This is a genomic window from Sanguibacter inulinus, assembly GCF_013415325.1.
GTDB classification, from domain to species: domain Bacteria; phylum Actinomycetota; class Actinomycetes; order Actinomycetales; family Cellulomonadaceae; genus Sanguibacter; species Sanguibacter inulinus.
Genome location: NZ_JACBYE010000039.1, coordinates 26785 through 41847 on the forward strand (window position 1 = coordinate 26785; position 15063 = coordinate 41847).

The following is a 15063-nucleotide window of genomic DNA, read 5'->3' on the forward strand; positions in this document are numbered from 1 at the left end:
TCAGACCGGATCAACGCAGGAGCGAGAGGACGCCCTGGGGGATCTGGTTGGCCTGCGCGAGCATCGACGTGCCAGCCTGCGAGAGGATCTGGGCACGGGTGAAGCTGACCATCTCGGACGCCATGTCGGTGTCGCGGATGCGGCTCTCCGAGGCGGAGAGGTTCTCGACGGAGACGTTGATGTTCTTGACCGTGTGCTCGAAGCGGTTCTGCAGTGCACCGAGGTTGGCGCGAGCCGTCGAGACGGACGAGATCTTCTCGTCGATCTTCGTGATGGACGCCTGAGCAGCGGCGGCGGACGAGAAGTCCAGACCCTGCTGCGTGTTGGCGACCTGGTTGCCGGCGGCGAGGCCAGCACCCGGGGCGGTCACGTCGACGTCGCCGCCGTTGAGCGCCTTGACCGAGATGCCGGTCGCAGCACCGTTCGCGTCCTTGATCACGTCGACGCTGAAGTTCGCGTTGAAGTTCGCGTCAGCGGAGAGCGCGTCGGCGAGACCCTGGACCGAGGTCGGAGCAGTCGCGAGGGTGACCGCGATGTCCGAGGTGACGCCCGAGCCGTTGTCCACCGAGAAGGTGTACGCGGAGGCGGTGAGCGCAGCGGTCGAGACCGTGAACTCGGTGCCGCCGACGGCGAGCGATCCGGTGCTGAGGTCCGAGGCGATCGCCTTGATGTTGGCGCCCGACAGGTCCACCGTGATCTGGCTGTTGGCGTCGCCGTCAGCACCGACCTGGAACTGGAGCTTGCCCGAGCCGCCACCGGCGGTGCCGTCGAGGAGGTTCGTGCCGTTGAAGTTGGTGGACTTCGAGATGCGGTCGAGCTCCGACACGAGCTGGGTGGCCTCGGTGTCGATGTTCTTGCGAGCCTCGGCGTTGTTGGAGTCGTTACCAGCCTGGACGGCGAGGTCACGGACACGCTGGAGGATGGCGTGCGTCTCGGTGAGTGCACCTTCAGCGGTCTGCACGACGGAGATGCCGTCCTGAGCGTTACGAGCAGCGACCTTGAGGCCACCGACCTGCGAGCGCAGGCCCTCGGAGATCGCCAGACCGGCAGCGTCGTCAGCAGCGCGGTTGATGCGGAAGCCGGAGGAGAGCTTCTCCAGCGACTTGCTCAGGTCGTTCTGCGTGTTCGAGAGGTTGCGGTAGGAGTTGACTGCCGCGATGTTCTGGTTGATCGAGAGACCCATGATGTTCTTCTTCCGTGAGTGGGGCCGAGATGCGGCGCCCATCCGTGGGCTGCCACCCGTCCTATCGGTACCCCCCAGGGGGGCATGAGGATTTTCTCGAGAAGTTTTTCTCGGGTCTCTCAGGCGAGCGAGACGAGGCCCGGGGCGACGATCTCGAGGTGCGAGGCGAGCTCCGCCTCGTGCTCCGGGGAGACGTCGGCGAGGGCCGCCTCGAGACCGGGTACGGCGCGCTCGTCGGAGTACACGTCGACGGCGATCGCCGCGGCGACAGCCCGCTGGCGGGGGTCCTGCGCCTCGTCCCGGCTCAGGGCGACGAGCGGGCAGCGCTCGGCGAGCCCGTGCGTGCGCAGCCGGACCGACCAGGCGACGGCCTCTTCGATGCTCAGCGCCGGCGCGAGCGCCGCACCGCACAGCAGGACGGAGACGTCCCCGGGTCGCGCAGCGTCCATCGCCTCGAGGAAGAGGCGCGCCGGGCGGCTCCCGTCGGAGACGGTCTGGAGCGCCAGGTCACCCCAGAGCGGGCCGTCGACCACGGCGAGCAGGTCGGCGAGCGGACGGTCGGCGTCCCGGAACACCCCGACCAGCCGGGCAGGTGCGACCGACGGGAGTCCAGCAGCCGCAGCCCGGACGGCGACCTCGGCCGCGTCGGCGGCGCGGCCGGCGGACAGCAGCGCCCACACCTCGACGGGGGCGAGCTCGGTCTTGCGGAACGGGACCTGCTGGTCGTCGACGGCGTGGGCGGGGATGAGGTCGAGCGTCTCGAGGGTGCGCGCGGCGTCCTGGCGGAGTGCCAGCACGTAGGCCTTGCGGGCGAGCGGACGGGCGGGGAGCGTGTCGAGGGCGAGCCACGCGTCGAGCAGCTCGTCGACCACCTCGTCTTGGCCGAGGGCGAGGGCCAGCTCGACGAGTGCGGGGACGAGGGCGACCGCCGCGTCGCGGGCCAGCAGCCCGCTGCCGAGCACGCGCCGTCCGAGCTCGAGACCTTCGGCGGTGTCACCGTGCAGGCCGAGAGACCTGGAGAGGTTGGCCTCGAGGACCGCGACCTGCGGTGCCGGGAGACCGTCCCGGCGCGCCGCGGCGACGTCGAGCCGGGCGAGGTCGAGGTTCCGGCGGGCCTTGCTGCGGTCGGCCATCCGCTCGGTGAGGTAGCCGCTGTGCGCGAGCCGCGCCGTCGGGACGGGGGTCGCCGCGCGCAGGTCGGCGCCGGGGCGCGCGGCGACCATCTGCTCGTGCAGCCTGCCCGACCACGTGAAGGCACCGCGGAGGTAGAGCCGCACCGACGCCATGCTCTTGGTGACTGTCGCCTCTCCGACGCCGCCGCCCGCGACGTTGTCGACGAGCACGAGGTGGCAGCCGACGGTGGGGTCGAGGGCCGCGCGCACTGTCGCGGGGTCGCCCGAGAACACCTCGTCGGCGTCGACGGTGAGGACCCAGTCGCCTGTGGCGTGCTCGACCGCCCTGTTCCGGGCCGCCCCGAAGTCGTCGTCCCAGTACCCCTCGACGACGGTGCTCGCCCATGCCGAGGCGATCTCACGCGTGCGGTCTGTCGAGCCCGTGTCGTAGACGACGATCTCGTCGACCCAGCCGAGGGCGGCGAGGGAGGCCTCGAGCACGTCTTCTTCGTCCTTGACGATGAAGACTGCGGAGATCCGGCTCCCCGGGTGGCCCGTCGTGCTGTCGTGGCGAGCGGGCGAGGGGGACGCCGGCGCGGCTGGGGTGCGCGCCGCCCCGGAGGTGGACCGGAGCGGCGGCTGCGCTGGAGCGGTCTGGGTGTCGTCGTGCGGCATGGGTGCTCCCGAGATGGTCGTGTGCCATCCCATCGGCACCGACCCCGCAGGCATGAGCACGACCCGGGGTCCTGTGCCTGCCGAGACTCTGTCCCTGACGGAGCCCTGCGCCTGCTGCTCGGGCGAGCCGGTCAGCCGACGGCGACGAGCGGGAGGTGCGGGGCCGGGAACCCGGCCGCTCCCTGGGGCACGCGGGGCGTCTCGCCCGTGGCGGTGCCGACAGCGCTGACGCCGGCCGCGACGGCGGTCGAGGCGTGCAGGCTGGCGCGCTCGGCGATCGCCGCGAAATAGCTCTCGCGGCGACGCTGTGCGACACCGTCGGGGGCAGCGGCGGCGGGGACCTGCGCGGGGTCGAGGTGCGTGTTGAGCCCGTCGCGCAGCAGCACCATGGCCTCGGCGCGGAGCTGGCTGACACGGGACTGGGTGACGCCCATGTCCTTGGCGATGTCCGTGACCGTGCGGTCGTGGAAGAACACCTGCTCGACGACAGTGCGCAGACGCTCGGGGAGCGTGGCGACAGCGGCGTGGAGGTAGGTGAGGCGCTCGTCGAGGATGACCGACTCCTCGGGTCCGACCTCACGGGCGGGGAGGACCTCGGCGAGTGCGCCGTCGTAGCCCTCGAGGCTGAGGACGCGGGTGGCGGCCGCCTCGCGGGCGGTGTCCACCTCGGAGACGTCGACACCGAGGGCGAGGGCGATCTCGTCGCGGGTCGGCGCGCGGCCGAGGTCTGCGGTGAGCTCGTCGGCGACGGTGGTGAGCTTGCGGGCGCGCTGGCGGGCGCCGCGGCTGACCCAGTCCATCGAGCGGAGCTCGTCGACCATCGCGCCCTTGATGCGGATCGCGGCGTACCTGTTGAAGGGCACCCCGGTCGTCGCGTCGTAGGCTCGGGCGGCCTGGACCAGAGCGAGCGCTCCGGCGGACGCCAGGTCGTCTCGCGACACATGGCTGGGGACACGCATGAGCATCTCGCTCACGTGGTACCCGACCAGCGGGAGATTCTCGGTGACCAGACGTGCCTGGTCGGCGTCCATGGGGTGCGGCATGGCACAACCATGCGGTGCGCACTCAGGTTTCTTCAAGGCTTTGACAAACGTTTTCACCCAGTAACAACCACGTGACCTCCACAACAGCAATGGGGAGAACTACCCATGGGGGTCCCCACCGCCCCACCTTGCGGGCTCGGCCGGGTCGTGGATCGGCCTCTGACCTGCACAGACACAGTCTCATCCTCGCCAGGAGCCCATGGGTACCCCTAGGCTGAGAGGATGCCGGAGGGTGAAATGACTCACCCTGCTGCTCACGACGAAAACCTCATGGTGCGGTGCGAGCGTCCGATGTGACCTCCAGAGCCGGACCACACCCACGGTCTCGGCCGCCGATCGGGCGCCCGCCACCGGCCGGAGACACCCACCGTTCATCGGATCGACGAAGGAGTACGAGCGCGATGAGTCTGCAAGCGCTGAGCAGCGTCCTGTGGCGCGAGCGCCAGCTCCTCGAGCTGCTCCTGTTCAAGCTCGAGGAAGAGCAGCTGCTGCTCACCAGCGGCAAGACCCGCTGGCTCGGCCACGCCACCCGCGAGGTCGAGAACGTCCTCGAGCAGATCCGCGAGGTCGAGCTCGGCCGGTCGGTCGAGTCCGACGCCGTCGCACGTCTGCACGGGCTCGAGCCCGGCCGCAGCCTGCACGAGCTGGCCGAGGCCGTCCCCCCGCCGTGGGACGACCTGCTGCGCACGCACCGTCAGGCCTTCCTCGACATCACGCACCAGATCGAGTCCCTCGCCGCCGGGAACCGAGAGCTGCTCTCAGCCTCCCACAGGGCGACGCAGGAGGCTCTCGCGAACCTCACGCAGGACTCGCACACCTACGACGCGACCGGATCGACCGCGCACGGTGAGTCCACAGCCCGCATGCTCGACCAGGAATTCTGAGGAACCATGAGCACCTTCTCCGGACTGTCCACAGCCCTGTCCTCGCTCATCGCGCAGCGTCAGGCCATCGAGGTCAGCGGCCAGAACCTCGCCAACATCAACACCCCCGGCTACACGCGCCAGCGGCTCGAGATGCAGTCGGTCAGCGCCGGCCAGGGCGCGACGATGTTCTCCCAGGGCAACGGGATCGGCAACGGCGTCCAGGGCGTCACCGTCGCCCGCCTCGGCGACATCTTCATGGACGCCCGTGTGCGCACCACGTCGTCGTCTGCCGAGTACCTCGCGGCCCGGACCGACGCCTACAAGCGGCTCGAGTCGACGATCGCCGAGCCTGGCGCCAACGGCATCTCGGCCGACCTCGACAAGCTGTGGGCCAGCTGGAGCGACGTCGTCAACTCCCCCACGAGCGACGCCGTCGGTGCTGTGCTCCTCGAGAACTCCTCGGCCGTCCAGCGGTCGATCGCGACGGGGTACTCGGCCGTCGTCACGCAGTGGGACCAGACCCGCACCAAGGCGCAGTCGCTCGTCTCCGACGTGAACTCCGCAGCCTCGTCGGTCGCCCTCCTCAACGACCAGATCCAGCAGATCACCGTCTCGGGCGGCAACGCCAACGAGCTGATCGACCAGCGCAACGTGCTCACCACGGCGCTCGCCTCGCTCGCCGGTGCGACGGTCCGCCTCCAGCCCAACGGCACCGCAGACGTCAACATCGGCGGGAACCCGCTCGTCACCGGCAGCACGGCCAACAAGATCAAGCTCGTGGGCAGCCAGGAGATGGTCGGCGCCGCCGGCAACCAGGTCCGCGTCGAGTGGGACCGCGTCCCGGCCGGCACCCCCGCCCCGCTCGAGGGCGGCGAGCTCGCCGGCGTGCTGAGCGTGCTCGCCCCGGCCGACGGCGGTGCCGGTGGCCTCCTCGCCGAGTCCGCAGAGTCGTACAACGCCCTCGCCACGAAGCTCGCGACCTCGGTCAACGCGCTCCACTCCGCGGGCGCCGACCGCGCCGGCACCACAGGCGTCGACTTCTACTCGCTGCCGACCGACGGCTCCCCCGCCGCCCTCGGCCTGCGCGTCGCGATCACGTCACCGGACAAGATCGCCGTGCGCAACCCCGCCAACGGCGCCAACGACACCTCCGTCGCCGATGCGATCGGCCAGCTCGGCGCCTCGAAGGACGGCCCGGACAGCGTCTGGTCGACCTTCGTCGTCTCGACAGGGGTCAAGGCCAAGTCCGCGCTGCAGAGCGCGACTGTCGCCGAGGCCGCCCGGGTCACCGCAGAAGGCCTCCAGCTCGCGCAGACGAGCGTGGACCAGGACGAGGAGAGCGTCAACATGCTGTCCTTCCAGCGCGCCTACCAGGGCGCAGCCCGTGTCATGACAGCTGTCGACGAGATGCTCGACCAGCTCATCAACCGGACAGGAGTCGTCGGACGATGATCACCCGAGTCACCCACCAGTCCACGCAGCGTGCTGCGCTCACCAACCTCCAGGCCACCCAGAGCCAGCTCGCCCAGCTCCAGCAGCGCGCCTCGAGCGGCAAGATGGTCACCAAGGCCTCCGACGACCCCGCCAAGGCTGCCGACGCGATGGCGCTCCGCAAGGAGCAGCAGGCGGCTGCGCAGTACTCGCGCAACGTCCAGGACGGCGTCAGCTGGCTGACCTCGATCGACACGGCGATCAACACCTCGCTCTCCTACCTCAACCGCGCCCGCGACCTCGTCGTCCGAGGCGCGAACTCGGGTGCGACCAACGCGGAGGCCCGCGAGGCGCTCGCTGTCGAGATCGAAGGGCTCCGCGGGTCTCTCGCCGCCCAGGCCAACACCACGTACCTCGGACGCTCGGTGTTCGCCGGGACCTCCGACGGACCGGCCTACACTCAGGACACAGTCACCGGCGACTACACCTACAACGGGTCCCCCGGGATCGTCGAGCGCCGGACCGGTGCTGGCACGACGGTCCGCGTGGACGCGGACGGAGCAGCAGTGTTCGGCACCAGCAACGACCCCGACGCCCCTGACGCGTCGGTGTACGCACTCCTCACCGACATCGCTGCCAAGCTGCGCGCCGGCGAGGACGTCCAGTCCGACATCACGAAGATCGACGCACGCAGGGACAAGATGCTCAGCGAGATCACCGGGGTGGGCGCCAGGACGAACCAGCTCGAGAGCGCCAAGGAGCTGCTGGGCCACAAGGCCATGTCGCTCAAGGGCGACCTCTCGGCCGTCGAGGACATCGACCTCCCCGCCACCCTCATCGAGCTGCAGATGCAGGAGGTCGCCTACCAGGCGGCCCTCGGCGCCACAGCCCGCGTGCTCCAGCCGAGCCTCCTGGACTACCTCAAGTGATCTCCAGCATCCACTTCCTCGAGTCCCTCCCGGGCCTGTCGCCGGCCACGGACTTCGACCTCACGTCCCTCGACGACGCCGGGCTGCTGTTCAGCCTGCGCGGCGCCCAGGACTCGACGCGGCTCTTCGCGATCCAGCCCGGCCCGTACTTCTCGGAGTACGAGCCGACCTTCGGCTCCGAGGTGCTGTCTGCGCTCTCCCTCGACGGCGCCGACGACGACCGCCGCGCCGTGCTCGTCATCGTCACCCCGAGCCAGCCGGACACCCCCGCGACGGCCAACCTGCTCGCCCCGCTCGTCGTCAACACCGAGACGGGCGACGCCCTGCAGGTGATCCTCGAGGGTGCGTCCTGGCCCGTCCGGGCTCCCCTAGTCGCCGCCTGACCGCGACACCCGTCTTTCCCCGAGCGTCCCCTCGCAGCACAGACAGAGGAGTCCGATGGACCACCCCAGCCCGTCACCGGCGGCTGAGGCCGCACCCGTGAAGTTCGCCGTCCCGGCGTTCCCCGGGGAAGGCCTCTCCGACGTGACGCCGACCTTCGGCCGTCTGGCGATCGTCGACCGCCAGCGCCAGGTCCTCGCCTACGCGCTCCCCGTGCTCAGCGCCCTCGACGGTGACGTCGCCGACGCTGCGGCCGCCGCGACGCTGCACCACGTGTACAGGACCGTCGACCTCGAGAAGTACGTGGCCGACAGGCCCGCGTTCATCTGGTCGACCCCCGCGATGCTCGCCGGCCAGGAGTCCGTCCCACCGAGCCACGGCGGGGTCGGGCTGCTCGTGCACCCCTCGGCGACCCGACGCGCTGACGGCGCGGAGCAGATCATCGCGCTCTCCGAGCGGGGCACCCCGACGATCCTCGTCAAGTTCGCGGACGAGCCGGGCCAGCGCGCCCTGCTGCCCTTCGTCACGCACGTGATGGTCGACGTCTCCGACACCACGCTCCCCCACGCCGAGCTCGTGACCGTCGCGCACAACGCCGGCGTCACGGTGATCGCCGAGAACGTCCAGGGCACCCTCGGCCCGGCGAAGGCCTGGGGCCTCGGCGTCGACTACCTCATGGGCTCGATCTACCACCACGAGAAGCCCACCGTCGTGCGCAGCCTCGACCCCGGTGAGATCCAGTGCCTCGAGGTCGTCAGGCTGCTCTCGGCACCCGACGTCGACACCACGCGCATCGCCGAGGTCCTCTCGAGCGACCCCGAGATGACAGTCCGGGTGCTGCACCTGGTCAACTCCGTCGCGATGGGCCTGCCCCAGCGCGTGGACTCGCTGCACAGGGCGATCATCATGCTCGGCCCGTCGCGGCTGACGACGCTGGTCATGGCCTCGCTCATCAGCTCGCGGATCCAGCAGATGGACGCGCTCTGGTTCCTGCTCGCCCGCGCCGCTGCGTGCCGTGAGCTCTCGGGCGACGACACCGGCTACACCGTCGGTCTGCTGTCGGCCTTCGCCGAGGAGACCGGGATCCCGGTCTCGGTGCTCGTCGAGAAGTCGCTCGTCTCGGACGAGGTCGCCCGCGCCCTCGACTCCTACGAGGGTCACCTCGGCTCGACGCTCGCCGCCGTCGTCGCCCACGAGCACGGCGACACCGCAGCCGTCGAGGCCACCGCCTGGCGGCCCGAGCAGGTCGCGCACGCGTACCTGGTCGCCCTCCCCTGGGCCCTCGAGACCGTCCGCCACCTCAACCTCACCTGAGGCCAGACGCACCACCCGCGATGCGCCCCTTCAGGCGCCGACGGACCAGCACGCCCGACGGCGGCCGACCCACGGGTCGGCCGCCGTCTCGCATACCGGGCCGTGCCCGGCCGGGCTCAGGGCTCCCAGGAGCGGGCGAGGTCGACGTCTCGAGCGCGCGACGGGTCGGCGAGCAGGATCTCCACGAGGTGCCGGTCCGTCCAGCGACCGGCCGACTGGGCCAGTCCCTGCGCGGTCGTGGCGAGCGACGTCCCGGTGCGCACGTGCACGGTCCCGTCGGCAGTCACCCACCAGTCGACGTCCTGGCCCTCGACCACCAGGTCTGCGTGCTCGAGCCACCCACCCGGCAGACCAGGGAGCAGCGCGAGCAGCGGAGCCGGGACCACGCGCTCTGCAGGGTCGTCGGAGGCCTGGACCGACGCTGTCGTCGCGTCAGCCACGGGGACGTCCAGCAGGTCGGCGACGGCCTCGGCGGTCTCGACGTCCCGGGCCGGGACGACCCAGCGCACCTGCGACCACATCGGTCCGACCGCGACGAGGACCTCCTGCGCGTCGACCGTGCGGCACACCCCGCCGCGCACGGCGACGACGACGTCCGGGAGGTCGTCGAGCTCGAGGCCAGCAGCCGCAGCAGCGCCGAGCCCCGCCCACACGGCACGTGCGACCGGCAGGGCGACCGAGACCCCGTCCGCGACCTCCGGCCGGTCGAGCGCGGCGAAGAGTCCGTCCCACGTCACCGGGTCAGGGTGCGAGAGCAGCTGCGCCAGGTCTCCGACGGACACGACGCCACCGAGCGCCGCGAGCAGCGCGGCATCGCTGCCGTCGAGAGCATCGAGACCGCCGGGACCGCCGGGACCGCCAGGACCGCCAGGACCGTCAGGACCGTCGAGACTGCCGCGACCGTCCGCGCTGCGCTGGTGTCCGGGTCCCCTCAGGCCGTCCAGGTCGGCTGGCACGCCAGGGAGCAGCGCCAGGAGGTCGGGGTCGCTCGCACCGTCCTCGTCCGGCACGACGAAGGGTGCATCGAGCACGTCTCGCAGGCACCAGGCCGCGTAGGACAGCGCCGACGGCCCGGACCCTCCGGAGCCACCCAACCGGGTGACGACTGCGCGGCGCACCTCGGGGTCTTGCCGGGCGAGCCTGAGGACCTCTCCCCACGCGTCGTCGTGGACCACGTCGAGGTCGAGGAGCACGGGGACCTCGTCGAGGTGCGTCCCTGCCCCGAGCACTGCGCAGAGGTACGCGTCGTAGTCGGCCCAGCCAGGCACGTCGGGGGCACCCGAGCCGCCGGGCTCGAGACCGTCGTCTGCGTCGCCGGTGTCGAGCTCGACAGTGCGGACCGTGAGCGTGGAGCGCACCCCGCACACGAGGGCTGCCTGTCGGTCGAGCGCCTTCGTGTCGACCACGTCGAGGTCCAGGTGCGACGCCGCCCACGAACCGGGCCAGGCCAGGTCGCGCGCCGCGCTCCACACACCGCCGGCCCCAGGCAGCGGCAGGTCGCCCCACCACGCGGGGACGTCGGCAGGCTCGACGCCGTGCGCAGCCGTGACCCCGGCGAGCAGAGCGAGCAGGCCCGGGAGCGGACCGAGGTCGTCGCCCGAGAGGTCCGAGCGGCTGCGGTCTCGAGCATCGTCCGGCGCGTCGACGTCGAGGTCGAGCAGCAGCTCGGAGGCGTCGCGCACGGCTGCCTCGACCGCAGCGAGGCTCAGGACCGACGGGTCGTCCGCGTCGGCGGCGCCGAGCCTGCGCAGCAGGGGGTGGACCGCATCGGGGTGCACGAGCCTGAGACCTGGGAGGGTCAGCAGACCGTCGACCTCGTCCGCACCCGGCAGCACCAGCCCGCGAGGTCCGCGGGCCGTCGTGCCGTCGGCCAGCGGCACGAAGATCCCGTCGAGGGCCTCGCGCACGGCTCGGTCCGTGTCGGCCGACGACGCGAGCGCGTCGTAGAGCGTGCGCCACTGAGCGGGGGTGAGGCCTGAGGGCAGCGCGTCGACCACGTCGACCACCGAGAGGACCGGCATGTCGAGGGCGCGAGCCGCCGCGCGCCGCCCAGGTACCACGTCGACGGCCCCGAGGCCCGTCGGTGCCAAGGCCTCGAGCAGCGCAGTGCTCGCCCCAGGCCCGAGGGCGACCACGTCGCGTGCCCGGCGGCCCCCGAACAGCGGAGCCTCCCGCAGCGCGGCCGTCACCGACTCACGGACGAGGGCGTCCAGCCGACCTGCCGGCAGGCCCGTCGGCACGAGGGAGAGCGGGTCGTCGACCTGGCCGGCGAGGTCGGCCAGGACGGGCCCTGTCTGCTCGGCGACAAAAGTCGCGAGCGCCCCGTCGGCCACGTGCCGACGTGACGGGTCGAGCGGGAAGGTCGCGACGAGCACCGCGGGGACCGTGAGCGGCTCCTCGGTAGGCGTCGGGGCCCTCACCACGCCGGTGGCGCGAGGCCCGCCGAGGCCTGGTCGACCAGCGAGAGGCTCGGACGCACTGTCCTCGGCAGGCGCAGTCCCGCCAGTCTCGCGCGGGAGGGCCCAGACGATGGTCCACGTGGAACGGTCACGCTCTTCGACAGGACGGTCGACGACGAGGTGCGCGGGGACCGCCCCAGACTCCTCGGCCACCCACCACCGCGTCCTGACGTCCGTGAGCACCCTGTCGGCTACGCCCTCGTCCGTGGCAGCCCCGGCACGGCGCACGTGCTGGATCTCGACGGTCGCCAGCCCGGGCAGCGCGAGCAGCAGGGTGTCGTCGACCTGGGCCAGCTGGCGGCGCACCTCGTCGACGGCCGTCTCGTCGCGCAGGGTGAGCTCGACGACCGTCGCGTAGGCGTCCCGCGCGTCACCAGCACCAGCACCAGCACCAGCACCAGCACCAGCACCAGCACCAGCACCAGCACCAGCACCAGCGGACGGTAGCTGCCCGAGGGGGTCGTCGCCCTCCGCGAGGACAGGCGATCTCGCTCCGGTGGCGAAGGGCAGCCGCAGCGCCGGCAGAGACCCGCCGCGTGCAGCGACGGAATCCGCGAGGTCGCCAGCACCGTCCGGCCCCGTGGCCACAGCCGCGAGCGCGTCACGCGTCTGCGCGACGGAGAAGCGCACGCCTCCGGATGCCGCCCGCACGACGATGTCGTCGGCGACCGCGCGCACAGCGGCGAAGCCGACACCGAAGCGCCCGACTGTCGTCGACCCGCTGCCCGACTTGGACGAGGCGCGCATCGAGGCGAGGGAGACGACACCGGGCCCGTCGAGCGCCTCGCCGGTGTTGGCGGCCACGAGCGTCGCGCCGCCCGCGTGCTCGACGAGACGTAGCAGGAGCGTCCCGGGAGCACCGGCCCGGACCGCTGCGTCGGCAGCGTTCTGCGCGAGCTCGACGACCACCCGGTCTCGGTAGTAGCCCGTCGCGTGGTCTTCTTCGGTGTTCGCGTCTTCACGCAGCCGCGTGGGGTTGCGGGCCCACGCGTCGAGGACCGCCGACCGCAGAGCAGCCGTACCGAAGGGATCGCTGCTCACGGCGTGGTCCTCACGCGGGTTCACGCGTCGGCGACCGACCCCTGGCTCGTGCTGTCCTGGCCCTCGTCGGTGCCGGTCGGACCGGTCACAGTCGAGTCGCCCTCGGACGTGTCGTCCTCTGACGTGCCACGGTCGGTCGACCCGGCCGCAGCCGTCTCGACCGGGGTTGTCTCGACCGGGGTCGTCTCCTGGACCGAGTCGTCGAGCGTCATCTCGGCCTGGCCCGTGCCGCCGTCGTGGTCGTCGGCTGGCTCAGCCTGAGACTTGGTGTCCACAACCGGCTTGGTCTGAGATGCGGCCTCCGCAGCCGGATCAGCCTGAGACTCGGTCTCCGCAACCGGCTCAGTCTGAGACGCGGCCTCCGTGGCGCTCGCGTCGGCTGCAGCCGCAGGCTGCGTGCCGAGGTCGACGATCTCCACGGTCATCTCGTCGATCACGGGAGCGTCGTCCGGCCAGTCGGTCGGGTGCGGCTCGACGTCGGTCTCGGAGTGCGCACCGCAGCCGTGGTCGAGGGAGACCACGCGGCCGTCGTCCTCGGACCACTCGTTGGCGCAGACGCCGAACACCTGGCCGAGAGACCCCTGCAGCAGCACCAAGAAGCCGCAGGACCCGCAGTCCGACGCGGCCTGGACCGAGCCCGGCGTGGTCGGCCCGCGAGAACCTGCGTACCAGCGCTGCGCGGCCTCGTCGCGCCCCTCGGGCGAGAGCACCCGGGCGCGTGCGAGGGCGAGCTCTTCGATCGCGACGCGGTCTTCTTCCTCGTCCCCGGTCGGCGTGTAGCCGGGCACCAGGCGCGGGTCGTCGGCGCGGAAGGGCAGCACGTCGCCGGGGCCGATGTCGCCCGGGCGCAGACGCTCGGACCACGGGAGCCACTCGGGGGCGAGGATCGCCTCGGCGCCGGGCAGGAGCTCGACCTCGCAGACCGTGACGGTCTTCGAGCGGGGGGCACGGGCGACAGTGACGGTCCAGTGCCACCCGCGGTAGCCGCGCATCGTGCACGCGAAGGTGTGGGACGCCAGGCGGTCGGCGTCCATCGTGGCGGCGAGGTGCTCGCCGACGTCGCCAGGGTGCTCGGCGGCCTCGCGCGCGGCTGAGAGCGCGACGTCGACAGCGTCGACGAGCACCGCGTCGACCTTGGGGCGAGCGGCGCGTGGCCGCTTCGCCGGGGTGGGCAGTGTTGCAGCTGGCATGTGTTCCTAAGCCTCGATGTCGTCGGCGACGGCGCGCAGCACCGTGGCGACCTTCGTCGCCGTCGACTTCTCTGGGTATCGTCCCCGACGCAGGGAGCTGCCGACGGTGTCGAGCAACGTGATGAGGTCTTCCACGATGACGGCCATGTCGTGGGCGGGCTTGCGCTGCGCCTTCGCGACAGAGGGGACAGGGTCGAGGAACTTCACCGAGAGCGCCTGCGGGCCCTTGCGGCCGTCGGCCACGCCGAACTCGACCTTGGCACCGGGCTTCAGGGCGGTGACTCCCTCGGGGAGCGCGGAGGCGTGCAGGAAGACCTGCTCGCCGTCGTCGCTGGCGATGAAGCCGAAACCGCGTTCGGTGTCGAAGAACTTGACCTTGCCGGTGGGCACGTGAAACCTCGAGGTGCTCGTCGGGACATGACCTCACAGGATACCGGGCAGGCGCCCGACGGTGAGTCCCGATCATTATCCGCGCACAACCCCTCTCCTGCCTAACCGCCACGAGATCCCCCTGGTCTTCACCCGGTCGCGCACGCGCGTCCGGTCACGTTCTCCGTCCCGGCCCGCCCCTCACACCCCCAGCCGTGGCTGCGCCTTGCCTACACTGACGCGATGTACCTCCAGCACCTGTTCGGCCTCGACGGACGCACGGCCCTCGTCACGGGCGGCAGCTCCGGGATCGGCCGGGCGATCACGCTCGCGCTGGCCGGCGCCGGTGCGCACGTCCTGGTCGCCGCTCGCACAGCGTCCGCGATCGACGAGACCGTCGCGGCCGTGCGGGCCGCGGGCGGCTCGGCAGACGGCATCGTCGCCGACCTCTCGACCCGCGCCGGGGCGCACGCCCTCGCCGACGCTGCCACGGACGCCGCGCGGACGGTCGACGTGCTCGTCAGCTCCGCCGGCATCAACCTGCGACCGCCGATGGTCGACCTCGACGAGACGGTCTGGGACGCGACGATGGCCGTCAACCTGGAGGCCCCGTTCCTCCTCGGTCAGCGCCTCGCCCCGGCGATGGCCGAGCGTGGTCACGGGCGGCTGATCCACATCAGCTCGCAGCAGGCGCACCGTGCCTTCGCGACGAGCGGCGCCTACGGGGTGTCCAAGGCGGCCGTCGAGGCCCTGGCCCGGTCGCAGGCCGAGGCCTGGTCACCCCACGGCGTCACCGCGAACGTCCTGGTCCCCGGATTTGTCCCGACCCCGCTCAACCGCCGGCTGAGCTCCGACCCGGCGACCGTCGCAGCGCTCGCCGCGCGGACCCTCGTGGGCCGCAACGGCCACCCGGACGACTTCGCCGGGGCGGCCGTCTTCCTCGCCAGCCCGGCGTCGGCCTATGTCACCGGCCAGTCGATCGCCGTGGACGGCGGCTTCTCCGTCCACTGAGGACAGCCTCCACCGTCCTGCTCCCTATCTCCCCGCCCCACTCCTGCTCCTCCCCATTC

The 15063-nt window shown here is 71.8% G+C and carries 12 protein-coding genes; 6 read left to right on the forward strand and 6 right to left on the reverse strand.

Annotation, left to right across the window (positions count from 1 at the left end):
- Positions 1-10: 10 nt before the first annotated feature.
- The 3 genes from HZZ10_RS14105 to HZZ10_RS14115 form a co-directional block, all read right to left on the reverse strand.
- Positions 11-1183, reverse strand: a complete 1173-nt coding sequence (locus HZZ10_RS14105; protein ID WP_179913982.1) for a flagellin N-terminal helical domain-containing protein — start codon at positions 1181-1183, stop codon at positions 11-13.
- A 119-nt stretch (positions 1184-1302) separates the two neighbouring features.
- Complete coding sequence (locus tag HZZ10_RS14110) at positions 1303-2970, reverse strand: glycosyltransferase family 2 protein (RefSeq protein WP_179913983.1); 1668 nt, start codon at positions 2968-2970, stop codon at positions 1303-1305.
- A gap of 131 nt (positions 2971-3101) precedes the next feature.
- Positions 3102-4013 (reverse strand): sigma-70 family RNA polymerase sigma factor, encoded by a 912-nt coding sequence (locus tag HZZ10_RS14115; RefSeq protein WP_228087612.1) that lies wholly within the window; start codon positions 4011-4013, stop codon positions 3102-3104.
- A gap of 401 nt (positions 4014-4414) precedes the next feature.
- On the opposite strand from HZZ10_RS14115, the gene flgN reads away from it, so the two are divergent.
- Genes flgN through HZZ10_RS14140 form a run of 5 tightly spaced genes read left to right on the forward strand, consistent with a single transcriptional unit; the run spans position 4415 to position 8934 of the window.
- Positions 4415-4897: a flagellar export chaperone FlgN gene (gene flgN / locus HZZ10_RS14120; protein WP_056128232.1), complete on the forward strand. Its 483-nt coding sequence runs from the start codon at positions 4415-4417 to the stop codon at positions 4895-4897.
- A 6-nt stretch (positions 4898-4903) separates the two neighbouring features.
- Entirely contained in the window at positions 4904-6331 is a 1428-nt protein-coding gene (gene flgK, locus HZZ10_RS14125; protein ID WP_179913984.1) for a flagellar hook-associated protein FlgK, read from the forward strand.
- Positions 6328-7239: a flagellar hook-associated protein FlgL gene (flgL, locus tag HZZ10_RS14130; RefSeq protein WP_056128226.1), complete on the forward strand. Its 912-nt coding sequence runs from the start codon at positions 6328-6330 to the stop codon at positions 7237-7239. The genes flgK and flgL overlap by 4 nt, the downstream gene beginning before the upstream one ends.
- Positions 7236-7622, forward strand: coding sequence for a flagellar assembly protein FliW (locus HZZ10_RS14135; RefSeq protein WP_056128225.1), 387 nt, complete (start codon positions 7236-7238; stop codon positions 7620-7622). Before flgL ends, HZZ10_RS14135 begins: the two co-directional genes overlap by 4 nt.
- 55 nt (positions 7623-7677) lie before the next feature.
- Complete coding sequence (locus HZZ10_RS14140; protein WP_179913985.1) at positions 7678-8934, forward strand: EAL and HDOD domain-containing protein; 1257 nt, start codon at positions 7678-7680, stop codon at positions 8932-8934.
- A gap of 116 nt (positions 8935-9050) precedes the next feature.
- On the opposite strand, the gene HZZ10_RS14145 is transcribed toward HZZ10_RS14140, so the two are convergent.
- The 3 genes from HZZ10_RS14145 to HZZ10_RS14155 are packed head-to-tail and all read right to left on the reverse strand — an operon-like array spanning position 9051 to position 14014.
- Positions 9051-12434 carry a sacsin N-terminal ATP-binding-like domain-containing protein gene (locus HZZ10_RS14145; RefSeq protein ID WP_179913986.1) on the reverse strand — a complete coding sequence of 1128 codons (3384 nt, stop codon included), beginning with the start codon at positions 12432-12434 and terminating at the stop codon, positions 9051-9053.
- Between the two features lie 20 nt (positions 12435-12454).
- Complete coding sequence (locus tag HZZ10_RS14150; protein ID WP_306526186.1) at positions 12455-13624, reverse strand: DUF3027 domain-containing protein; 1170 nt, start codon at positions 13622-13624, stop codon at positions 12455-12457.
- Positions 13625-13630: 6 nt separating this feature from the next.
- Entirely contained in the window at positions 13631-14014 is a 384-nt protein-coding gene (locus HZZ10_RS14155; protein ID WP_179913987.1) for a cold-shock protein, read from the reverse strand.
- Between the two features lie 222 nt (positions 14015-14236).
- Between HZZ10_RS14155 and HZZ10_RS14160 the strand changes: the two genes are divergently transcribed.
- Complete coding sequence (locus HZZ10_RS14160; protein ID WP_179913988.1) at positions 14237-15004, forward strand: SDR family NAD(P)-dependent oxidoreductase; 768 nt, start codon at positions 14237-14239, stop codon at positions 15002-15004.
- Positions 15005-15063 lie beyond the last annotated feature (59 nt).